Source organism: Caldimonas sp., assembly GCF_046291045.1.
Lineage (GTDB): Bacteria > Pseudomonadota > Gammaproteobacteria > Burkholderiales > Burkholderiaceae_C > Caldimonas.
This window is the reverse complement of record NZ_JBKBSL010000003.1, coordinates 100,646-121,772: the sequence shown is the minus strand read 5'-3', so window position 1 is coordinate 121,772 and position 21,127 is coordinate 100,646. Positions and strand designations below refer to the sequence as shown.

At 69.9% G+C, this 21,127-nt stretch carries 23 protein-coding genes and 2 tRNA genes; 10 read left to right on the top strand and 15 right to left on the bottom strand.

Annotated features, from left to right (window positions below):
* The first annotated feature begins 43 nt into the window (after positions 1-43).
* Positions 44-1,408, top strand: coding sequence for a signal recognition particle protein (gene ffh / locus ACK4ZD_RS02205; RefSeq protein WP_409658157.1), 1,365 nt, complete (start codon positions 44-46; stop codon positions 1,406-1,408).
* A 100-nt stretch (positions 1,409-1,508) separates the two neighbouring features.
* On the top strand, positions 1,509-2,204 hold the full coding sequence (locus tag ACK4ZD_RS02200; protein WP_409658153.1) for a DUF2726 domain-containing protein: 696 nt from the start codon (positions 1,509-1,511) through the stop codon (positions 2,202-2,204).
* Here the strand turns inward: ACK4ZD_RS02200 and ftsY are convergent, their stop codons facing one another.
* Positions 2,205-3,245: a signal recognition particle-docking protein FtsY gene (gene ftsY, locus ACK4ZD_RS02195; RefSeq protein ID WP_409658150.1), complete on the bottom strand. Its 1,041-nt coding sequence runs from the start codon at positions 3,243-3,245 to the stop codon at positions 2,205-2,207.
* Between ftsY and rsmD the strand changes: the two genes are divergently transcribed.
* The 3 genes from rsmD to ACK4ZD_RS02180 are packed head-to-tail and all read left to right on the top strand — an operon-like array spanning position 3,244 to position 4,735.
* On the top strand, positions 3,244-3,927 hold the full coding sequence (gene rsmD, locus ACK4ZD_RS02190; protein ID WP_409658147.1) for a 16S rRNA (guanine(966)-N(2))-methyltransferase RsmD: 684 nt from the start codon (positions 3,244-3,246) through the stop codon (positions 3,925-3,927). The genes ftsY and rsmD overlap by 2 nt on opposite strands.
* Positions 3,924-4,424 (top strand): pantetheine-phosphate adenylyltransferase, encoded by a 501-nt coding sequence (gene coaD, locus ACK4ZD_RS02185; protein WP_409658144.1) that lies wholly within the window; start codon positions 3,924-3,926, stop codon positions 4,422-4,424. The genes rsmD and coaD overlap by 4 nt, the downstream gene beginning before the upstream one ends.
* A gap of 17 nt (positions 4,425-4,441) precedes the next feature.
* Positions 4,442-4,735, top strand: a complete 294-nt coding sequence (locus tag ACK4ZD_RS02180) for a YfhL family 4Fe-4S dicluster ferredoxin (protein ID WP_409658141.1) — start codon at positions 4,442-4,444, stop codon at positions 4,733-4,735.
* On the opposite strand, the gene ACK4ZD_RS02175 is transcribed toward ACK4ZD_RS02180, so the two are convergent.
* The 8 genes from ACK4ZD_RS02175 to ACK4ZD_RS02140 form a co-directional block, all read right to left on the bottom strand.
* A complete protein-coding gene (locus tag ACK4ZD_RS02175; protein ID WP_409658138.1) occupies positions 4,727-5,149 on the bottom strand; it encodes a hypothetical protein in 423 nt (140 codons plus the stop codon). The two genes, ACK4ZD_RS02180 and ACK4ZD_RS02175, sit on opposite strands and share 9 nt — an antisense overlap.
* A complete protein-coding gene (pth, locus tag ACK4ZD_RS02170; RefSeq protein ID WP_409658135.1) occupies positions 5,146-5,775 on the bottom strand; it encodes an aminoacyl-tRNA hydrolase in 630 nt (209 codons plus the stop codon). Before pth ends, ACK4ZD_RS02175 begins: the two co-directional genes overlap by 4 nt.
* 79 nt (positions 5,776-5,854) lie before the next feature.
* Positions 5,855-6,481 (bottom strand): 50S ribosomal protein L25/general stress protein Ctc, encoded by a 627-nt coding sequence (locus ACK4ZD_RS02165; RefSeq protein ID WP_409658132.1) that lies wholly within the window; start codon positions 6,479-6,481, stop codon positions 5,855-5,857.
* 79 nt (positions 6,482-6,560) lie between these two features.
* On the bottom strand, positions 6,561-7,523 hold the full coding sequence (locus ACK4ZD_RS02160; RefSeq protein ID WP_409658129.1) for a ribose-phosphate pyrophosphokinase: 963 nt from the start codon (positions 7,521-7,523) through the stop codon (positions 6,561-6,563).
* 139 nt (positions 7,524-7,662) lie between these two features.
* Positions 7,663-7,739, bottom strand: a tRNA-Gln gene (locus ACK4ZD_RS02155).
* 56 nt (positions 7,740-7,795) lie between these two features.
* Complete coding sequence (ispE, locus tag ACK4ZD_RS02150; protein ID WP_409658126.1) at positions 7,796-8,659, bottom strand: 4-(cytidine 5'-diphospho)-2-C-methyl-D-erythritol kinase; 864 nt, start codon at positions 8,657-8,659, stop codon at positions 7,796-7,798.
* Complete coding sequence (locus ACK4ZD_RS02145) at positions 8,656-9,195, bottom strand: lipoprotein insertase outer membrane protein LolB (protein ID WP_409658123.1); 540 nt, start codon at positions 9,193-9,195, stop codon at positions 8,656-8,658. The genes ispE and ACK4ZD_RS02145 overlap by 4 nt, the downstream gene beginning before the upstream one ends.
* Entirely contained in the window at positions 9,192-10,973 is a 1,782-nt protein-coding gene (locus ACK4ZD_RS02140) for a tetratricopeptide repeat protein (RefSeq protein ID WP_409658120.1), read from the bottom strand. The genes ACK4ZD_RS02145 and ACK4ZD_RS02140 overlap by 4 nt, the downstream gene beginning before the upstream one ends.
* A 53-nt stretch (positions 10,974-11,026) precedes the next feature.
* Between ACK4ZD_RS02140 and mutM the strand changes: the two genes are divergently transcribed.
* The 3 genes from mutM (at position 11,027) to mutY (ending at position 15,094) form a co-directional block, all read left to right on the top strand.
* Entirely contained in the window at positions 11,027-11,845 is an 819-nt protein-coding gene (mutM, locus tag ACK4ZD_RS02135) for a bifunctional DNA-formamidopyrimidine glycosylase/DNA-(apurinic or apyrimidinic site) lyase (RefSeq protein ID WP_409658117.1), read from the top strand.
* 150 nt (positions 11,846-11,995) lie between these two features.
* Positions 11,996-14,002 carry a dynamin family protein gene (locus ACK4ZD_RS02130; protein ID WP_409658114.1) on the top strand — a complete coding sequence of 669 codons (2,007 nt, stop codon included), beginning with the start codon at positions 11,996-11,998 and terminating at the stop codon, positions 14,000-14,002.
* A gap of 42 nt (positions 14,003-14,044) precedes the next feature.
* Positions 14,045-15,094, top strand: coding sequence for an A/G-specific adenine glycosylase (mutY, locus tag ACK4ZD_RS02125; protein ID WP_409658111.1), 1,050 nt, complete (start codon positions 14,045-14,047; stop codon positions 15,092-15,094).
* 10 nt (positions 15,095-15,104) lie between these two features.
* Here the strand turns inward: mutY and ACK4ZD_RS02120 are convergent, their stop codons facing one another.
* Genes ACK4ZD_RS02120 through ACK4ZD_RS02105 form a run of 4 tightly spaced genes read right to left on the bottom strand, consistent with a single transcriptional unit; the run spans position 15,105 to position 19,201 of the window.
* Positions 15,105-15,731 carry an LON peptidase substrate-binding domain-containing protein gene (locus tag ACK4ZD_RS02120; protein ID WP_409658108.1) on the bottom strand — a complete coding sequence of 209 codons (627 nt, stop codon included), beginning with the start codon at positions 15,729-15,731 and terminating at the stop codon, positions 15,105-15,107.
* Complete coding sequence (rapZ, locus tag ACK4ZD_RS02115; RefSeq protein ID WP_409658105.1) at positions 15,728-16,630, bottom strand: RNase adapter RapZ; 903 nt, start codon at positions 16,628-16,630, stop codon at positions 15,728-15,730. The genes ACK4ZD_RS02120 and rapZ overlap by 4 nt, the downstream gene beginning before the upstream one ends.
* Positions 16,627-18,318 (bottom strand): DNA repair protein RecN, encoded by a 1,692-nt coding sequence (gene recN / locus ACK4ZD_RS02110; RefSeq protein ID WP_409658103.1) that lies wholly within the window; start codon positions 18,316-18,318, stop codon positions 16,627-16,629. The genes rapZ and recN overlap by 4 nt, the downstream gene beginning before the upstream one ends.
* A 4-nt stretch (positions 18,319-18,322) precedes the next feature.
* Complete coding sequence (locus ACK4ZD_RS02105) at positions 18,323-19,201, bottom strand: NAD kinase (protein WP_409658100.1); 879 nt, start codon at positions 19,199-19,201, stop codon at positions 18,323-18,325.
* 119 nt (positions 19,202-19,320) lie between these two features.
* Between ACK4ZD_RS02105 and hrcA the strand changes: the two genes are divergently transcribed.
* A complete protein-coding gene (gene hrcA / locus ACK4ZD_RS02100) occupies positions 19,321-20,349 on the top strand; it encodes a heat-inducible transcriptional repressor HrcA (protein ID WP_409658097.1) in 1,029 nt (342 codons plus the stop codon).
* A 35-nt stretch (positions 20,350-20,384) separates the two neighbouring features.
* Positions 20,385-20,461 (top strand) — tRNA-Ile (locus tag ACK4ZD_RS02095).
* Between the two features lie 19 nt (positions 20,462-20,480).
* Here the strand turns inward: ACK4ZD_RS02095 and ACK4ZD_RS02090 are convergent.
* Complete coding sequence (locus ACK4ZD_RS02090) at positions 20,481-20,885, bottom strand: PIN domain-containing protein (protein WP_409658094.1); 405 nt, start codon at positions 20,883-20,885, stop codon at positions 20,481-20,483.
* The gene (locus tag ACK4ZD_RS02085; protein ID WP_409658091.1) at positions 20,882-21,106 is read right to left on the bottom strand and encodes an AbrB/MazE/SpoVT family DNA-binding domain-containing protein; all 225 of its coding nucleotides are present in this window, start codon (positions 21,104-21,106) and stop codon (positions 20,882-20,884) included. The genes ACK4ZD_RS02090 and ACK4ZD_RS02085 overlap by 4 nt, the downstream gene beginning before the upstream one ends.
* Positions 21,107-21,127: the final 21 nt, after the last annotated feature.

Genomic DNA, 21,127 nt, shown 5'->3' with positions numbered 1-21,127 from the left:
TGTACTTTCGCGGCACGGCCCTGCCGGCCAGGCCGCCCGCCCCATGGCCTCCACCCTTTCCGATCGCCTGTCGCGGCTGGTCAAGCAGATGCGCGGCCAGGCCCGCATCACCGAGAGCAACGTCCAGGACATGCTGCGCGAAGTGCGCATGGCCCTGCTCGAGGCCGACGTCGCGCTGCCCGTCGTGCGCGACTTCATCGCACGCGTGAAGGAACGCGCGCTGGGCCAGGAGGTGGTGGGCTCGCTGTCGCCCGGCCAGGCGCTGGTCGGCGTGGTGCACAAGGAGCTCGCGGCGACGATGGGCGAAGGGGTCAGCGACCTCAACCTCGCGGCCCAGCCACCAGCCGTGATCCTGATGGCCGGCCTGCAGGGCGCGGGCAAGACCACCACCACCGCGAAGCTGGCGCGCCACCTGATCCAGTCGCGCAAGAAGAAGGTGCTCACGGTCTCGGCCGACGTGTACCGGCCCGCGGCCATCGAGCAGCTCAAGACGGTCACCAAGGCCGCCGGTGCCGAGTGGTTCCCGTCCCAGCCGAGCGACCGGCCGCTGGACATCGCCCGCGCCGCGCTGGACCATGCCCGCCGGCACTACTTCGACGTGCTGATCGTCGACACCGCCGGCCGCCTGGCCATCGACGAGGCCCTGATGGCCGAGATCCGCGAACTGCATGCGGCACTCAAGCCGGTGGAGACGCTGTTCGTGGTCGATGCGATGCAGGGCCAGGACGCCATCAACACCGCCCGCGCCTTCAAGGAGGCGCTGCCGCTGACCGGTATCGTGCTCACCAAGCTCGATGGCGACTCGCGCGGCGGCGCAGCCCTGTCGGTGCGCACCGTCACCGGTGCGCCGATCAAGTTCGCTGGCGTGTCCGAAAAGATCGACGGCCTGGAGGTCTTCGATGCCCAACGCCATGCCGGCCGCGTGCTGGGCATGGGCGACATCGTCGCCCTGGTCGAGGAGGTGCAAAAGGGCGTCGACATGGACGCCGCCCGCAAGCTGGCCGAGAAGGTGAAGGCCGGCGACGGCTTCGACCTCAACGACTTCCTCGCGCAGATCAGTCAGATGAAGAAGATGGGCGGGCTCTCGGGCCTGCTCGACAAGCTGCCCACGCAGATCGCCGCCAAGGCCGGCCAGGCCGACATGGCGCGCGCCGAGCGCGAGGTGCGCCGCATGGAAGGCATCATCAACGCCATGACGCCGCTGGAGCGCCGCAAGCCCGAGCTGATCAAGGCCAGCCGCAAGCGCCGCATCGCTGCCGGTGCGGGCGTGCAGGTGCAGGAGGTCAACCGCCTGCTCAACCAGTTCGAGCAGATGCAAGGCATGATGAAAAAGATGAAGGGCGGCGGCCTGATGAAGATGATGAAACGCATGGGCGGCATGAAGGGCCTGCCCGGGATGGGGCGCTGACGGTGTGCGCGCCCATGCGCCACGGTGCCCGGACCGGGCCGTTGACCGTCCGCCGACGGGCCGCTAAGGTCGCCCCACCCCCACGAGATTCGGACCGGCCATGGACTTGATCCTTCTCCTGGTGCTCGCTGCGGTCGTGGTGCTCGGCCTGGTGTTCTGGCTGACGCGCCGCCCCGCTTCGGGCAGCGGCTCGCGGCCGCGCACCGTCGAAGCGCTGGACACGCTGATGGCCTGGCAGCCCACGCCCACGCGTGTGCTCACCGGGCCGGAGCGGGAAGCCTATGCCGTGCTGCGCCGCGCCCTGCCCGAGCACCTCGTCTTCGCCCAGGTGCCGCTGGCGCGCTTTCTCAAGGTGCCCACGCGCCACTCCTACACCGAGTGGCTGCGCCGCGTGGGCCAGATCTGCGTCGATCTGGTCATCTGCGAACCCAACACCCTGGCCGTGGCCGTCGTCGAGGTGCGCGCCCCCGAAGGCCAGGACAGCGAGCGCGCCCGCAAGCGACAAGCGCGCATGGAGCGGGTCGTCCGCGCGGCCGGCCTGCCGCTGCACGTCTGGTACGAAGGCGCGATCCCCGACGTCGAGCAGGCCCGCGCCGCGATCCTGCAGTCCCTGGGCCTGCTGACCACCGAGGAGGGTGCGGCCCACGTGAGCACGCGCGGCACCGAAGGCTCCGCGGGATCGCGCCGGCCGCCCGCGGCGGCCGAGATGGCCGATCCCCCGCCATCGACCTGGTTCGACGACCTGGACTCGGCGCCGGCGCCGCTGTCGCCGCCACAGGCCCCGCGCCACCGCTGATCAGGTCAGCAGCGCCTGCGCGAACTCGCGCGCCTGGAAGGTCTGCAGGTCCTCCAGCTTCTCGCCCACGCCGATGAAGTAGACCGGGATCGGCCGCTCGCGCGCCAGCGCGGCCAGTGCACCGCCCTTGGCCGTGCCGTCGAGTTTGGTGACGACGAGCCCGGTGAGCTGCAAGGCCTCGTCAAAGGCCTTGACCTGGGCCAGGGCGTTCTGGCCCGTGTTGCCATCCACCACCAGCAGCACCTCGTGCGGGGCGGTCGGATCGGCTTTGGCGATCACACGCCGGATCTTCTTCAGCTCTTCCATCAGGTGCAGTTGCGTGGGCAGGCGCCCGGCCGTGTCGGCGATCACCACGTCGCAGCCGCGCGAACGGCCGGCGGTGACGGCATCGAAGGTCACGGCCGCCGGGTCGCCCCCCTCCTGGCTGACGATCTCCACGCGGTTGCGGTCGGCCCACACCGAGAGCTGCTCGCGTGCCGCCGCACGGAAGGTGTCGGCCGCGGCCAGCAGCACCTTCTGGCCGGCATCGGCCAGGTGACGCGTGAGCTTGCCGATGCTCGTGGTCTTGCCCGCGCCGTTCACCCCCACCACCATGATCACCGTGGGCTGGTGTTCGCCCACCGTCAGCGGCTTTTCCAGCGGGGCGAGCAGTTCGGCCAGCGCGTCCACGAGCAGGGCCTTGACGGCCGCCGGGTCGGTCGCCTTGTGCTCCTTCACGCGCCGGCGCAGGTCGTTCAGCAGGAATTCGGTGGCCTTCACGCCCGCATCGGCCATCAGCAGGGCCGCCTCCAGCTCTTCGTAGAGGGCCTCGTCGATCCGCGTGCCGGTGAAGACCTGCGACAGGCTGCTGCCCGTCTTGCGCAGGCCGCTGCGCAGGCGCTCCATCCAGGAGCGGCGCGCGACCGGCTCGGCCGAGGCTGCGGCGACGGGCGCTTCGGGGGGCGGGGCGATCGGCGCGGCAGGCTCGGCCGCCGGGGCCGGCGCCGGTGCTGCTGAGGGGGTCTGCGGCGGCGGGGTCTTCTTGCGGAAAAAACTGAACATGGGTGTCGGGGTCCTTGGGCCCGATTCTAGAATCCAGGCCGTGTCCGCCCCCCGCCCCCCTTCCCCGCCCCGGCCCGTCCGTCGCGCACCGGCCCATGAGGTGCGCATCATCGGCGGCCTGTGGAAGCGCAGCAAGCTGCCCGTGCCGGATCGCCCCGGCCTGCGGCCCACGCCCGACCGCGTGCGCGAAACCCTGTTCAACTGGCTGGGCCAGGATCTCAGCGGCTGGCGCTGCCTGGACGCCTTCGCCGGCAGCGGGGCCCTGGGGCTGGAGGCGGCCTCCCGCGGCGCCGCCCGTGTGCTGATGCTCGAACGCGATGCGGCGCTGGTGCGCGGCCTGCGCGAGACGGTGCAACGGTTGAAGGCCGGCAGCGTCGAGGTCCAGGGGGCCGACGCCCTGGCCTGGATGCGCCGGAACGCCCGACCCGAATGGGACCTGATCCTGCTGGACCCCCCTTTCGACGCCGATCTCTTCACAGCCGCTGCGGCTGCCGCCCGGCCCCTGCTCGCCCCCGGCGGGCTCGTCTACCTCGAGGCCGACCGGGCCTGGAGCAACGCCGATGCCGCCTTGCTGGGCCTGACGCTGTGGCGCCAGGGCCGGGCTGGTGCGGTGCACTACCACCTGCTGCGTGCCGCCGCGCCTACACTGGTGGCGCCAGCCAACCCGCAAGCCACGACATGACCCGCTCCCACCGCATCACCGCCGTCTACCCGGGCACCTTCGACCCCATGACGCTGGGCCACGAGGACCTGATGCGCCGCGCCAGCACGCTGTTCGACGCCCTCATCGTGGCCGTGGCCGCCGGCCACCACAAGCGCACGCTGTTCTCGCTGGACGAGCGCCTGGAGATCGCCCGCGAGGCTGCGGCGGCCCATCCCAACGTGCAGGTGATGTCCTTCGCCGGGTTGCTGCGCGACTTCGTCGTCTCCCAGCGGGCCAAGGTCGTGGTGCGGGGCCTGAGGGCCGTGAGCGACTTCGAGTACGAGTTCCAGATGGCCGGCATGAACCGCCAGCTGATGCCTGAGGTGGAGACGGTCTTCCTGACCCCCTCGGATCAGTACCAGTTCGTCTCGGGCACCTTCGTGCGCGAGATTGCCATGCTCGGCGGTGATGTTTCCAAATTCGTGGCACCCTCGGTGCTCGAGCGCCTGCGCCACAAGGTGAAACAGGCGAACTGACCGGAACGGGGTGGCCCATGGCCCTGATGATCACCGACCAATGCATCAACTGCGACGTCTGCGAGCCCGAGTGCCCGAACCAGGCGATCTCGATGGGGCCGGAGTACTACCAGATCGACCCGCAGCGCTGCACCGAGTGCGTGGGTCATTTCGATGCGCCCCAGTGCGTGCAGGTCTGCCCCGTGGAGTGCATCCCGATCAACCCCGACCACCGCGAGGACCAGGACGCACTGTGGGCCAAGTACCGCCGCTTGCAGACGCAGCAGATGGCAGGCCCGCCTGGTGCGGCCGCAGGCCCCGGCTCAGCGTGAGGCCGGCCGGACCCTGGGGGGTTTCGGCGGCTTGGGCAGCCTGACCTTGTAGTCCTTGGGCCGGCGCGAGCTGCGCTCGTCGTGCGCCTCGTCGGATGCGGCCGCGCGCGGCGGCGGGTCGTCGACCGGCAGCCGCTGAGCGGCCCGTAGGGCTTCCTCGCGGCGCAGGCGTTCCTGTTCCAGCTCGTCGGCCGTCCAGCCCTGGCGCAGGCTGTGCTCCATCGCCTGGCGTTGCTGATCGGGTGTGCGCGGGTCGGCCAGGTCGGTGCGCACGCGGGCATCGGGGCAAGGCCGGTCGCTGTACTGGTTGCCGCAGCGGTACACCGGCTGGGCCGCGACGAGCGGGACCGCCAGCGCGAGCACGACCCCGGCCCGCCAGGGGCCAGACACCGAGGGTCGCGCATGCCGGCTCATCGGGAGGGCTCCGCGGGGGTGTCCTGCGGTGCACGAGGGGCCGCCGGCCGGGCATGGATGAGGCGGGAGGCCACCTCCATCTCGCCGCGCAGCAAGGGCGCCAGTGCCGCCCGGGACCGCGTGATGCAGGCCTCGATGGCCTCGCGCTCGGCTGCGGGCGGCTTGCGCAGCACGTAGTCGGCCACCTCGGCCTTCACGCCCGGGTGGCCGATGCCCAGGCGCAAGCGCCAGAAATCGGGGCTGCCGAGCTGGGCTTGGATGTCCTTCAGGCCGTTGTGGCCGGCGTGCCCGCCGCCGCGTTTGATTTTCATTTGGCCGGGGGGCAGGTCGAGTTCGTCATGCACGACGAGGATCTCTGGCGGCTCGATCTTGAAGAAGCGCGCCAGCGCCGCCACCGACCGGCCTGACAGGTTCATGTAGGTCTGGGGCTGCAACAGCCACACCGGCCCCTCCACCCCGGCCAGCGGGCGGTTCACGCGGGCGACCAGGCCCTGATGGGCCCGCTCGGACGCCAGGCTCGCGCCGAGCTGGCGTGCGACATCGTCGATCCACCAGAAGCCGGCATTGTGCCGGGTGGCTTCGTATTGCGGCCCGGGGTTGCCCAGGCCCACCAGCAGTCGAATCATGGGCGCCATTATTCCCTCGGCCCGCACAACAAAAAACCCCGCCGAAGCGGGGTCTGCTGCAACGTCGAAGTACCGACGCTCACTTCTTCTTCTTCGCGTCCTTGCCCTTGGCGGGAGCGGCTGCCGGCGCCGGGGCGGCGATGACTTCCTCGACCGGCTCGACCACCGACACCACGGCCGGATTGGGCTTGCCATGGGTCACGATCTTGATGCCCTTGGGCAGCTTCAGGTCGTTGACGTGCAGGGTCTGGCCCTTGACCAGTTCGCCCAGGTCGACTTCCAGGAACTCGGGCAGGGCTTGCGCCAGGCACTGGATCTCGAGTTCATTGATGATCTTGTTGACCAGGCACTTGTCGGTCTTGACGGCCGGCGAGTTCTCCTCGTTGATGAAGTGCAGCGGCACCTTCTTCTGGATCTTGGTCTTGGGATCCACACGCTGGAAGTCCACGTGCAGCACCAGGGGCTTGAACGGGTGCATCTGCACGTCGCGCAGCAGCACCTTCTCGACCTTGCCGGCCAGCTCCATGTCAAGGATGGAGGCGTGGAAGGCCTCCTTCTTCAGCGCGAAGAACAGCGCGTTGTGATCGAGCTCGATCGGCTGGGGCGAACCGGCCCCGTAGACGATGCCAGGCACCTTGTCGGCGCGGCGCAGGCGGCGGCTCGCTCCGGTCCCCTGCACAGTGCGCTCGTATGCGACGAATTTCATGCAACTCTCCAATGAGTCAGCGTCCGCGACCAGACGCAAGAAACGGGGGGCTCGAAGGCCGCCCCACCAATGAACCGGATCAGAAGTTGTTGTTCTGCTCCGAGAACAGGGACGTGACCGATTCGCCGTCGGAAATGCGGCGGATGGTCTCGGCAAACAGGAAGGCCACCGAGAGCTGGCGGATCTTGGGGATCGACCGTGCCGCCTCGGCCAGCGGGATGGTGTTGGTGATCACCACCTCGTCGAGTTCGGAATTGCGGATGCGCTCGAGCGCCGGGCCCGAGAACACCGGATGGGTGCAGTAGGCGTAGACCGACTTCGCGTTGCGCTCCTTGAGCACCTCGGCGGCCTTCACCAGCGTGCCGGCGGTGTCGATCATGTCGTCCATGATCACGCAGTTGCGGTTCTCGATCTCGCCGATGACGTGCATCACCTCGGAGACGTTGGCCTTGGGGCGGCGCTTGTCGATGATGGCCAGGTCGCAGCCGAGCTGCTTGGCCAGCGCGCGCGCGCGCACCACGCCGCCCACGTCGGGCGACACCACCACGAGATCGTGGTAGTTCTTGCTCTTGAGGTCGGACAGCAGCACCGGCGAGGCGTAGATGTTGTCCACCGGGATGTCGAAGAAGCCCTGGATCTGGTCGGCGTGCAAGTCCATGGTGAGCACGCGGTTCACGCCCACGGCTTCGAGCATGTTGGCCACGACCTTGGCGGAGATGGGCACCCGGGTGGAGCGCGGACGGCGATCCTGGCGGGCGTAGCCGAAATACGGGATCACCGCGGTGATGCGCCGGGCCGAGGCGCGCTTGAGCGCATCGACCATGATGAAGAGCTCCATCAGGTGCTCGTTGGTCGGGGCGCAGGTGGGCTGGATGATGAAGATGTCTCGCCCACGCACGTTTTGCTGGATCTCGACGGCGACCTCGCCGTCGGAGAAGCGGCCGACCGAGGCCTGTCCCAGCGACAGGCCCAAGTGGTTGGCGATCTCGAGGGAAAGCGCCGGATTGGCATTGCCGGTGAACAGCAGGGTGTCGGACAGCATCGTGGGCTCCGTCGGACCGGCACCGGCCGCAACCGGTGCCCGTGTTCGCCCCCGCGGTCCGGTGTTCGGGGGCCCTTCCAAAACTGCAGAACCTCTGGATGGCCCCCGTCGAGGCTCATCCAGAGGTTCTGGATTGTGGTGGCAGGGGAGGAAGGATTCGAACCCTCGAATGTCGGAATCAAAATCCGATGCCTTAACCGACTTGGCGACTCCCCTACACCGGACGTCGCCCGGACTCGCAAGCCCTGGCGCCGACCTTCAACTCGTCGCGCTCAATCCGAAACCCAGCCCGCAAGGGGATGTCGCTCCAGACTGCGGCACCTGCGCCACTGCCAGCCCTCGGGCAGATCGGGATCCGCCGGGCCGGCACCGGACACGGCGCCTGCTTCCTTGCCGACCCACGCAAAAACCGCACTGCCCGAACCCGTCATGCGGCTGTTGCCGCAACGCCTGCCCAAGCACTCCAGCGCCTGACCGACCGACGCGCAAAGTGCCACTGCGGCCGCTTGCATGTCGTTCCTGCCAAATCCCTGGGGGTCTGCAAGAAAGTCCGCAACTATAGCAGGTTTCGTGTCGCGTACCAAGAGGGGGCTGGCGAAAATGTCCCGGGTGGCCAGGCCTTGCGCGGGCTTGAGCACCTCCAGCTCGGCCCCGGGCAGCGCAAGCGGGGTGAGTCGCTCGCCGATGCCCTCGACCCAGGCCGGCCCGGGGCCCAGGAAAAAAGGCACGTCCGCCCCGACGGTAGCCCCCAGGGCGATGAGCCGCGCGCGCGGCCAGTGCAGGCCCCACAGGCGGTTCAGCGCGATCAGCGTGGTGGCCGCATCCGAGCTGCCGCCGCCCAGGCCCGCGCCCCAGGGCACACGCTTGTCGATGTGAATGTCGGCTCCGTAGCGGGTGCCGCTGGCGGTCTGCAGGGCGCGCGCCGCGCGCAGGCACAGATCATCCTCGGGCAGGGCCGCCCCCAGGTCGTGACGCCGCAGCCGGCCGTCCTGGCGACGCTCGACATGCAGGGTGTCGCACCAGTCGATGGGCACGAAAACCGATTGCAGCAGGTGATAGCCGTCGGCGCGGCGGCCCACCAGATGCAGGAAGAGGTTCAGCTTGGCCGGCGCCGGCAGGTCGTAGCAGGCCTTCATGAGTCCACCCGGGCCCGCACGGTCACCGGCACCGGAGCGTTGCGGCGCACGACGATCAGCCCCTGGTCGGCGGTGTCGAGTTCCACGGTCCAGCCCATTTGCACAAAGCCAGGCCCGCCCTCGCGCGGCCGGCTCGATGCCCCCGGCCAGGGGCGGGCCCGCAGCCAGTCGAACAAGGCATGCACCGGCAACGATTCGCCCATGAGCTCGCGCGTGAGGTCGTCCAGACTCGCGTAGTCCTGGCGTTGCCCCTGCGTGCGCACCCAGGCCTGGCCGGGCTGCCAGCGCGCCACGGCCAGCACGGTGCCCAGGGGACTGGCCAGACGCAGTTCGCCCCGGTCGGCCCGGCCGAGCAGCTCGAACACGGCCGTGGTCGAGCGCACCCCCTCCGGGGCGTCCACGCGCACGGCCAGCCGCCCCGAGGCGGCCAGGGCCAGGGTTTCGTCAGGCTCCGGCAGGCTGGTGCAGCCGGCCAGCCCGGCCAGCGCCATCGCGGCCAGGCCGGCGCGCCACCAGGATCGGCCCGAGCGCGTCACAGATCCACCTTGAACCGGCGCAAGGTCTCGCGCAGCACCTCGTTGGAAGCGTCGCGCGCCTGCCCTTCACGCCAGACGCGCCGCGCCTCCTCCCGCCGGCCCAGCACCCACAGCACCTCGCCCAGGTGGGCGGCGATCTCGGTGTCGGGGCGCGCCTGGTAGGCCCGCTGCAGGTGCTGCAGCGCTTCCTCGCGCTGGCCCAGGCGGTACTTCACCCAGCCCAGGCTGTCGACGATGAAAGGCTCGTCGGGCGCGAGCGACAAGGCCTTCTCAATGAGCGCTCGCGCCTCGTCCAGTCGCAGGTTGCGATCGGCCAGCGTGTAGCCCAGGGCGTTGTAGGCATGGTAATGGTCGGGCTTGAGCTCGATGACTCGCCGCAGCAGCCGCTCCATCGCGTCCAGGCGGTCGGTCTTCTCGGCCATCATGGCCTGTTCGTACAGCAGGTCTACGTCATCGGGGAAACGTTCACTGGCCTGTCCCAGCACCTGGTAGGCACGCGGCCACTGCCGCTGGTCGCGCAACAAGTGGGCCTCGGCCAACAGCTTGGCGCGCGCCATCTCGGGCTCGTCTTCGGGCAGGCGACGGATCAGCGCGATGCCCTCGTCCAGACGCCCCTGGCGGGCCAGCAGCGAGGCCCGGCGCTGCTGCACGCTCAACGCCGCGGCCGGGTCGTCCACACGCGCGAGCCATTGTTCGGCCTGCGGCATCTGCCCGCGCGACTCGGCCGCCTGGGCCAGCATCAGGTAGGCCTGCGTCAGGCCTTCGGCCGTGACGGCCATCGCGGGGTCGTCCGAGGCCGGTGTGCCCGCGCTCAAGTCGACATAGCGCCGCAGGGCCTGTTCGGCCGCCGCGGGCTCCTTGAGCTCCAGGCGCAGGGCCCCCAAGCTGAGCCAGCCGGCCGCCAGCGCCGGCTCGAGCCTGAGCGCCTCCTCGAGCTGGGCCACGGCGTCGACATAGCGTTGCAGGCTCACGAGCTGGCGCACATAGCCCAGCCGCAGCGCGTGGCCCCGTGGCCTGGCCTGCAGGTAAGCGGCCATCAGGGTATCGGCCTGCGGCTGCTGGCCCACCAGCTCGAGTGCAACGAGCGCGGGGCCCTCGGCGGCGGCATCGAGCTGCTGCGCCTGCCGGGCCAGCTCCAGCGCCTGGGCGGGCTCGCGCAGCTGCAGGCGCATGCGCGCCCGCGCCACCAGCGCGGCCACACGCGTGTCGGGCTGGTCGAGGTAGGGCTGCAGCACCGCGTCGAGCATCGCAGCGACCTCTGGCAATTGCGCAGCGCGGGCGAAGTGGCGGGGCAGCAGCGCGATGGCTGCGGCCCGCTCGGCCGGCGGGGTGCGCTCCAGCAGGGCCTGCAAGGGCTCTTTGGCCTGAACCACGCGGCCCAGCCCCACCTGGATCTGCGCCAGATAGCGCAGCGCATCGAGCGAGCCAGGCACGGCCGCCCGCCAGGCCTGCGCAGCCGCCAGCGCCTGCTCGCCGGCGCGGGCTTGCAGCGCAATGTCGGTGGCACGCTGAAACAGTCGCTCGTCGCGGGTCTTGCGTCCTGCATCGAGCAGCAGTTCATATGCCGTCCCGGCAGCCCCGGAACGCAGTTCCATCTCGGCAATGAGGAGCTGGTAGAACAGCGCAGCGTCCAGGCCCGAGTTCACCACGGCCGGATCGGCCGTGCGCGGCGGCAAGGGGGCTGCCACAGGTTGGGCCCGGGCCGAGGCGCCCCAGAGCACGGCCTGCGCGGCCAGGGCCGCGGCCAGCACTCGGAGATTCAGGCAACGCATCGGCATGGGCAACTCCTCGAAGTCGATTCGATTCTACGGACGCCCGGATAATTCCCCGCATGCCTGAACTGCCCGAAGTCGAAGTCACCCGGCAAAGCTTTGCCTCGCTCATGGCCGGCGCCCGCGTGCTGGGCGTGCGCCTGGGCAAGCCGCTGCGCTGGCCGCTGGGGTGTGCACCCGAGTCCCTGCACGGTCAGACACTGGGCGAGGCCCGCCGCCGCGGCAAGTACCTGTGGCTGCCGCTGGAGCGCGGCGGGCTGCTGCTGCACCTGGGCATGTCGGGCTCGCTGCGCTACGACCGCGCCCATCCACCGCCCGGCCCGCACGACCATTTCGACTTGTGGACCACCCGCGGCCTGCTGCGGCTGCACGACCCGCGGCGCTTCGGTGCCGTGGTGTGGTCCGATTCGCTCGAGGCCGACCCCGCGCGCAAGCTGCTGGCCGGACTGGGGACCGAGCCGCTGGAGCCCGGCTTCGACGGGGCCGTGCTGCACGCCGGCCTGCGCGGCCGCCGGGTGGCGATCAAGCAGGCCCTGCTGGCAGGCGACGTGGTCGTGGGCGTGGGCAACATCTACGCCAGCGAGGCCTTGTTCGCCGCGGGCATCGACCCACGCACCCCGGCGGCCCGCGTGAGCCGGCCGCGCTGCGAGCGCCTGGCCGCTGCCATCCGCGACACCCTGTTGCGCGCGCTGGCCGCCGGCGGCTCGACGCTGCGCGACTTCCGCGATGCCCAGGGCCACAACGGTGCCTTCCAGAACGAGGCGCGCGTCTACGGCCGCGAAGGCCAGCCTTGCGGCGTGTGCAGCACGCCCATCCGCCGCATCGTGCAGGCGCAGCGATCCACCTACTTCTGCCCGCGGTGCCAGAAGCGCGGCTGACGGCCCAGGCCCGCAGGAAGGAGTCGTAGCAAAAGGTAACGCCCCTGCCGGTCGTGACGAACGGCAGCCTCGCGGCCGCCAACGGCGGGCCCGGTGGCGGCCTTGCGCTACCATGGCCGCCTCCATCCTGCTTGCCCCGGTGTGACCGCCATGTCGTCTGCCGCCTCCTCCCCCTCGTTCGCGCTGAAGTTCGACGCCCTCGGTCTGTGGCGCGCCGACCTCGAGGTCCAGTTGCAGGAACTGTCGCGTTTCCTCTTCGACCACGACCTGCTCGACGAGCCGGCCACCGATCTGCTGGAATCCCTGCAAGCCCGCCTGGCCCGAGACCGTCTGGTGGTGGCCTTCGTCGCCGAGTTCTCGCGCGGCAAGTCCGAGCTGATCAACGCGATCTTCTTTGCCGACACCGGCCGACGCATCCTGCCGGCCACCCCTGGGCGCACCACGATGTGTCCGGTGGAGCTGAGCTACGACGCCGACGAACCGCCGTCGCTGCGCCTGCTGCCCATCGAGACCCGTCTGGGGCCGGCCTCGCTGGCCGAGCTGCGCCTGCAAAGTGGTGTCTGGACGGAGGTAGCGCTCAATGTGAAGCGCCCCGACGAGTTGGCCGAGGCGCTGACCCGCGTGATGGCCACGCGGCGCGTGCCGCTGGAGGAGGCCCGTGCGCTGGGCTTCTGGGATGACGACCGGGTGCAGGACAACCCGCCGCTGGGCGAGGACGGGCTCGTCGAGGTGCCGGCCTGGCGGCATGCCGTCATCAACTACCCGCACCCGCTGCTCAAGCGCGGCCTGGTGATCCTGGACACCCCGGGCCTGAACGCGATCGGCGCCGAGCCCGAGCTGACCGTGAGCCTGCTGCCCTCGGCGCATGCCACGGTCTTCATCCTGGCCGCCGACACCGGCGTGACGAAGTCCGACCTGGCGATCTGGCGGGACCACCTGTGCGGCCAGCCGCTGGCGCGCTACGTGGCGCTGAACAAGATCGATGCGCTCACCGATCCGCTGAGCTCGCCGGCCGAGGTGGAGGCGCACATCGGCCGGCAGCGCACCCAGACAGCGCAGACGCTGGGCATCCCCGAAGACCGGGTCTTTCCGATCTCGGCCAAGCTCGCGCTGGCCGGTCGCGTGACCGGCGATGCCGACGACCTGCGCGCCAGCCGGCTGCTGGAGCTGGAAGACGCGCTGGGCCGGCAGTTGCTGCCGCACCGCAAGGAGGTGCTGGCACAGATGGTGATCGACAGCGCCCGCCAGCTGGAGGCCCAGATCGGCCGCCGCCTGGCCGACCGCCGACGGCAATGCGCGGAGCAGCTGCTGGAACTGCGCGGTCTGCGCGGCAAGAACGCGGGCATGGTCGAGGTGATGATCCGGCGCGTGGAGACCGAAAGCCGCGAGTTCGAGCAGTGCATCGCTCATGTGCAGGCCATGCGCGCGGTGCACACGCGCATGCTCAAAGATGCCTTGGTCGGCATCTCCAGCGACGTGGTGCGCCGCCACACCGAGGTGCTGCAGGAACGGCTGCGCTCGGCCATCCTCAACTTCGGGTCGCGCAAAGCCTTCGCCGAAATGGCGCAAGCCTTGCGTGCCAAGCTCGACGAGGCCCAGGCCAAGGGGCACGAGATCCACACGATGCTGGGCGCGTCCTTCCAGAAGCTCAACGCCGAGTTCGGCTTCGGCCTGGCCACACCAGCCCCGCCTGATCTCTCGCGCTTCATGCGCGACCTCGAACTGATCGAGCGCAACTACACGCAGTACCTGGGGCTGTCGCACGCGCTGCGGCTGTCCAACGAGCGTTTCATGTCGCAGTTCCGGCGCATGCTGGTGTCCAAGCTGCGTGTCGTCTTCGAAGGCGCCAGTGCCGAACTCGAGCTGTGGAACAAGACCGCCTCGGCGCAGATCGACACCCAGTTGCGCGACCGCCGGCGCAACTTCAAGCGACGACGCGAGACGCTGGAGCGCGTGCGCAGCGCCGCGGCCGAGCTGGAAGCCCGCCTGAGCGAGATGGAAGCCCAGGAAGGGCGCCTGCGCGAACTCCAGGAGCGCCTGCACCGCCTGGTGGCTGGCCTGCAGCAGCAGGCCGCCGCCCCCCTGCCTTCATCCGGGATCGAGCCGCTGGCACTGGACCTCGATCTGAGCACCCGCCCGGCCCCGCTGCAGGCCTGAGCCGGGGTGAACGCGCCCGCGCGCAGCCGCCACAATCGTGGCATGTCGCGTCGTCTTCCCTGCACCGCAGCGCTGCGCCCGCATTTCGCACCGGCCGTGATCGCCTGGCAGCGCACCCACGGCCGCCATGACCTGCCCTGGCAGCGCAGCCGCGAGCCCTACCACGTCTGGCTGTCGGAGATCATGCTGCAGCAGACCCAGGTGAGCACGGTATTGGCCTACTACGAACGCTTCCTGCAACGCTTTCCCGACGTGCGGGCCCTGGCGCGGGCCGGCAGCGACGAGGTGATGGCCGCCTGGAGCGGGCTGGGCTACTACAGCCGCGCGCGCAACCTGCACCGCTGCGCGCAGGTGGTGGTGGACGAGCACGGCGGGCAGTTCCCGCGCACGGCCCAGGCGCTGGCCGAGCTGCCAGGCATCGGACGCTCCACCGCGGCGGCGATCGCGGCCTTTTGTTTCGGCGAGCGCGCGGCCATCCTGGATGGCAATGTCAAGCGAGTGCTCACGCGCGTGCTGGGCTTCGACGAGGACCTGGCCCAGGCCCGCCACGAGCGCGCGCTGTGGGAGGAGGCCACCTCGTTGCTGCCCGAGCAGGACATGACGGCCTACACCCAGGGTCTGATGGATCTGGGAGCGACGGTATGTACGGCGCGCTCGCCGCGCTGTTCGCACTGCCCGGTCCAGGCCTGGTGCGCAGCCCGTGCCGAAGGCCGCCCCGAGGCCTACCCCGTTCACACCCGCAAGCTGCGGCGCAGCCGTCGCGAGCATTGGTGGCTGTGGCTGGAGCATGAAGGCCGGGTGTGGCTGCAGCCGCGGCCCGCGCATGGGGTGTGGGCCGGCCTGCACAGCCTGCCCGAATACGACAGCGAGGCCGCCTTGCAGGCGGACTGGCCCGGGCCGCTGATTCCCTGGCCCAGCATCTCGCATGCGCTCACGCACTTCGACTGGCTGCTGCACCCGCGCCAGTGCGTACTGCATGGCCCCGAGCCGCGGCCGCCCGGCCCGGGACAGTGGGTGGCCTACGAAGCCCTGGCCGATTGGGGCCTGCCGGCACCGCTGCGCAAGCTGCTGGCCTCGCGAGGCCCGGTGTGAACACAGGCCCTCAGGCTTCGCCAATGATGCCCTTGCTGCGCAGGAACTGATCGACCAGCTTCAGGCGCACCTGAGGATCCTCCAGCTCCATCAGCTTCTGGCGCGCGGCCTGCGGGATGGGCAGGATCTCGCACCAGCGGTTGGCGATCCAGCCAGCGTCTTCGAAGCGGAAGGGCTCCAGGAACGGCAAGGGCCCGCGCTGGCGCAGCATCTGGATCGCGTTGGCCAGAGCCTGTGCGCTGGCGAGGTAGTCCTCCTGCGGCAGCACGGCCGGGTCGGCAGGCAGCCAATCCGCCTCGGCCAACCACAGACCGTCGTCGCGCTGGCGCGTGGAGCGGATGCGGAAACGCCGCGAGCCGCGGCAGCGCACATGCAAGATGCCAGCCTGCTCGCTGTCGACCTCGATCAACTCGGCCAAGCAGCCCACGGCTTCGAAAGCCACGGCCTGGCCTTCGCGCCGGACTTCCTGGCCCTGGCGCAGGGCCACGACGCCGAAGGGCCGCTGGGTGCGCAGGCACTGGCTGACGAGATCGAGATAGCGCGCCTCGAACACCTTCAGGCCCAGCAGGCCCTCGGGGAACAGCACGGTTTGCAGGGGAAAGAGTGGCAGCGCGGAGGGGTCGGGCAGATCGGTCATGAAGCAGCGCCACGCGCATCGAGCTCGCGGTGACGGATCAGGGTAGAGCCCCGCGCCCGGAAGCGCTGGGCCAGTTGTTCGACGAGGTAGACGGAACGATGCTGCCCACCAGTGCAGCCGACCGCCACGGTGAGGTAGGCGCGCTGGTCCTGCTCGAAGGCGGGCAGCCAGCGTTTGAGAAAGGCTTCGATCTGGGCCAGCATCTCGGCCACCTCGGGCTGTTGCTGCAGGTAGGCGATCACCGGCGCGTCGCGCCCGGTGTGGGGCCTCAGCTCGCGGTCGTAGTAGGGGTTGGGCAGGATGCGCACGTCAAAGACGTAGTCCGCATCGAGCGGCACCCCACGCTTGAAAGCAAAGGACTCGAACACCAGCGTGAGCGAGGCCGCCGGAGCCTGCACGATTTGGCGCGTCCATTGCCGCAGTTGGGCCGGCCGCAGTTCGCTGGTATCGATGATGGTAGACATCTCGCGCAACTCGGCCAGCAAGTCGCGCTCGAGTTCGATCGCCTCGATCAGCGCGCGCTGGGCGGTGGGGTCGGCCGCCAAAGGATCGGACAAGGGGTGGCGGCGGCGCGTCTCCGAGAAACGCCGCACCAGCGTGTCGGTGGAAGCGTCCAGGAAAATGGGTCGCACCGTGACCCCCTGGCCGCGCAGCCGCGCCAGCGCGGGCGCGAGCAGCGGCAACGACTGCACGGCGCGCACGTCGGCCGCGATGGCCACGCGCGGGGTGAACTTCTCGTGCTCGAGCCGCACGCATGACTCCAGCAGTTCGGCAGGCAGATTGTCCACACAGAAGTAGCCGGCATCCTCCAGGGCGTGCAGCGCCACCGACTTGCCCGAGCCGGAGATGCCGGTGATGAGCACCAGCTCGCGCAACACTGCCGGGGCGGACTCGGTCATCCGCGCCTCCGCACCCGCGGCACCGGGGCCAAGCCAGGTGGCGTGGCGGCCGTGGCCAGCATCTCCTGGGCATGCGCGAAGCTCGTGCCAGAGAGCTGCTGGCCACCCAGCATGCGGGCCAGCTCGGCCACCCGGGCCTCGCCGGCCACATCGCGCAGGCTGCTGGTGGTGCGGCCCGCCTCGGTGGTCTTGCTGACCACCCAATGGTGATCGGCACAGGCAGCGACCTGCGGGAGATGCGTGACGGCCAGCACCTGGCGGTCGCGCCCGAGCTGCTTCATCAGCCGCCCCACGGTGTCGGCCACCGCGCCGCCCACGCCAGCGTCGATCTCGTCGAAGATCAGCGTGCCGGCCTCGCCGAGCTGGCTGGTGGTGACGGCTATGGCCAGCGCGATGCGCGACAGCTCCCCCCCCGAGGCCACCTTGGCCAGCGGGCGCGGCGAGCTGCCGGCGTGACCGGCGACCAGGAACTCCACCGACTCCAGGCCATGAGACTGCGGTGCATCGTGGGGCACCAAGGCCACCTCGAAGCGCCCGCCGGCCATGCCGAGCTGCTGCATCGCTTGGGTGACGGCCTGGGCCAGCCGGGGTGCGGCTTCCCGGCGGGCGCGAGAGACCTCGCGCGCCGCCTGATCGTAGGCCTTGCGGGCCTGGGCCGCGGCGCGCTCCAGGCCTTCCAGGTCGGCCGCCGCGTCGAGCCGGGCCAGCTCCTCCTTCCACTGCGCCCACAGCGCAGGCAGCTCCTCGGGCGGTCGGCGGTAGCGGCGCGCCAGGCCCAGCCAGCTCGACAGGCGCTCGTCCAGCTCCTGCAAGCGTGCAGGATCGAGTTCGCCATGGCGCAGGTAGGCGTTCAGGCTGTGGGCGGCATCCTCGAGCTGGGCCTGGGCACTGCGCAACACCTCGATCACGTTGGCCAGCGTGCCGTCGTAGTCGGCCACCGCCTCCAGGCCGTCGATGGCCCGGGCGGTCAGTTCGTCGGCGCTGCCTTCGGACTCGGACACCGCCTGCAAGGCGGCCTGCACCGCATCGATCAGGGCCTGGGCATGGCTCAGGCGCCGGTGCTCGGCATCGAGCTCGGCCCATTCGTCCGGGCCGGGCGAGAGCTTGTCGAGCTCGCCGATCTGCCAGGCCAGGCGCTCGCGCTCGCGCTGCAGGTGGTCCTGGCCGGCACGGGCGTCTTCCAGCGCCTGGGCCGCCGCCCGCCAGTCCGTCCAGGCCCGTGCGAGCGGCGTCAGGTCGCAGCCCGCATAGGCATCGAGCAGGCCGCGCACCGATTCAGGCCGAGTCAGGCTCTGCCAGGCATGCTGGCCATGGATGTCCACCAGGCGCTCGCCCACCGCCTTGAGCTGGGCCACGGTGGCCGGGCTGCCGTTGATCCAGGCGCGGCTCTTGCCCTGGGCATCGATGCTGCGTCGCAGCAGCAGAACCTCGTCGGGCTGGAAGCCGGCCTCGTCCAGCCATGCCGCCAGAGCGGCCGGACTGTCGAATTCGGCGCTGATCTCGGTGCGGGCGGCCCCCTCGCGCACCACCCCCGCGTCGCCACGCGCGCCCAGCGCAAGTTGCAGCGCATCGATCAGGATGGACTTGCCGGCGCCGGTCTCGCCGGTCAGCACGGAAAAGCCCGGGGCCAGCTCGACCTCGAGCGCGTGGACGATGACGAAATCTCTCAGGGCGATGCGACGCAGCATCGGCTCAGGCCCCCAAACCTTCGTTCCAATGGAGTTTTCTGCGCAGCGTGGCGTAATAGCTCCAGCCGCGCGGATGGAGAAAGCGTACCCGGTGCGCCGAGCGGCGCACGCGCACAACGTCGCCGTGCATCAGGCTGGCCAGGCTTTGCATGTCGAAATTCACGCTCGTGTCGCGTCCGCCCACGATCTCCACCGCCACCTCGCTGTCGTCGGGCAGCACGATGGGCCGGTTGGACAGGGTGTGCGGCGCAATGGGCACCAGCACCCAGCCCGCAATGTCGGGGTGCAAGATGGGTCCGCCGGCCGACAGCGCATAGGCCGTCGAGCCCGTGGGCGAGGCCACGATGAGGCCGTCACAGCGGATGTTGGCCATGAAGTCGCCGGCCACCTCGATGCGCAACTCCACCATGCCGGCCGTGGCGCCGCGGTTGACCACCACGTCGTTGAGGGCGAAGGCCTCGAAGATGACGCGACCATCGCGCACGACCTGGCCCTCGAGCATGCTGCGGCGCTCCTCCTCGAAGTCGCCGGCCATCACGGGCCCCAACACCTCGCGCACCTCGCCCACCGGGATGTCGGTGATGAAGCCCAAGCGGCCCTGGTTGATGCCCACCAGCGGCACCCCGTGGCGCGCCACCTCGCGGGCGATGTGCAGCATGGTGCCGTCGCCCCCCACCACGACGGCCAAGTCGCAGTCGCGGCCCACGCCTTGCACGTCGAGCATGGGGTGGCCGGTCAGGCCGGTGTTCATCGCCGTGTCGTGTTCGACCGAGACCTCCGCCCCCTGGCGACAGATGAACTGGGCAATGTCCTCCAGCACCCCACGCATGCCCTGGGCCTGGTATTTGCCGATCAGTGCCACGTGACGGAAGCGGGATTTCATGGGCGGGATTACACCACAGCGCCCACGCCGCCACGGTGTCGCCCAAGTCCCTGCCAGGCCCGGGAAAACGCCTGCCCCGCGCCCCTTGCAGCGCGCCGGCGCGCCCTAAAATCGATGACATGCTGGACGACCGCGCCAAGACCCTGCTCAAAACCCTGGTGGAACGCTACATCGCGGACGGCCAGCCGGTGGGTTCGCGCACCCTGTCCAAGGCCTCGGGGCTGGAGCTGTCGCCGGCCACCATCCGCAACGTGATGGCCGACCTCGAGGAGCTGGGGCTGATCGCCAGCCCCCACACCTCGGCCGGGCGGGTGCCCACTGCGCGCGGCTACCGCTTGTTCGTCGACACCATGCTCACCGCCCGGCCGCTGGACCTGAACCAGCCGCCGCCGGAGGTGGCCTGCGTGCGCGACCAGCTCCAGCCCGATCAGCCGCAGCGCGTGATCGCCAACGCCGCCCAACTGCTGTCCAATCTGTCTCAGTTCGTGGGCGTCATCACTGCGCCGCGCAAGCCCTCGGTGTTCCACCACATCGAGTTCCTGCGCTTGTCCGACCGACGTGTCCTGGTGATCCTGGTCGCCCCTGACGGCGATGTGCAAAACCGCGTGCTCTTCACCGAGCACCCCTACAGCCAGGCCCAGCTCGTCGAGGCCACGAACTACATCAACACCCATTTCGCCGGCTTGACCATCGAGGAGGTGCGCAACCGGCTGCAAACCGAAGTGGAGGCCCTGCGCGGCGAGATCGCCGACCTGATGCAGGCGGCCGTGCAAGCCGGCACCGAGGCCATGGCCAGCAGCCAGGAGCAGGTGGTCGTCTCGGGCGAGCGCAACCTGCTGACCGTGCAGGACTTCTCCAGCGACCTGGAGTCACTGCGCAAGCTTTTCGACCTGTTCGAACAGAAGACCCAGCTCATGCGCCTGCTCGACGTCTCCAGCCGCGCCGAGGGTGTGCGCATCTACATCGGCGGCGAGAGCCAGGTCGTGCCCTACGAGGAGCTGTCCGTCGTCTCGGCCCCCTACGAGGTGAACGGCCAGGTGGTGGGCACGCTCGGCGTGATCGGCCCCACCCGCATGGCCTACGACCGCATGATCCAGATCGTGGACATCACCTCCCGCCTGGTGTCCAACGCGCTGAGCCAGAAGTAGCACCGCCTACAATCGGGGCCCTCAGGTTTCACCCCGGGCCGTTAGCTCAGTTGGTTAGAGCAGAGGACTCATAATCCTTTGGTCGCTGGTTCGAGCCCAGCACGGCCTACCATCCTGCAAGGGAATCTCGCTCACGCCAGCAGTTCGGTGTTCGGCAGCTTCGCTGCGCCGGCGTCGAAGGTCACGAAGCGGGTGCGCCCAAGCTGGGCAGCGCGTGCCGCAAGCAGGCAGTCGGCAAAGTCGGCCGACGGGTGCTGGGACCACAGGTACAGGGTTTCTTCAACCGTCGGTTCGTGTTCGAAGGTGACACCGCGGCTTTCCAGCAGGTGCCCGAAGGCTGCTGCGATGGATGCCTTGTCGAGCCGGTAGCGGCTCCTGAGCACCCATTCGGTCTCCATCAGCGCGCACAGCATGATCAGGACAGGCTCGTCCGCGGCGGCGGCCTGATGGATCAGATGCCTGGCCGCTTCAAACTGCGCTTCGTCATCGCGCACCAGCAGGCGCACCAGCACATTGGTGTCGAGAGCGATGCTCACCGCTTGAAGGGATTCATCTGCTCGACCGTGACCTTCGGCTGGCCCGGCCGCGTGAGCGATCCGGCCACGTCGAGCAGCCGCCGCGTCTTGGCTCGCATGATGACGGTTCCGTCGCTCAGCAGCGTGAAGGTCAACTTGTCGCCGGATGCAAGGCCCAGCCTGTCGCGGATTTCCCGGGGCACGGTCACCTGGCCCTTGCTGGTCAAGGTGGTTTCAGACATCAGACTCTCCTTACGATATCC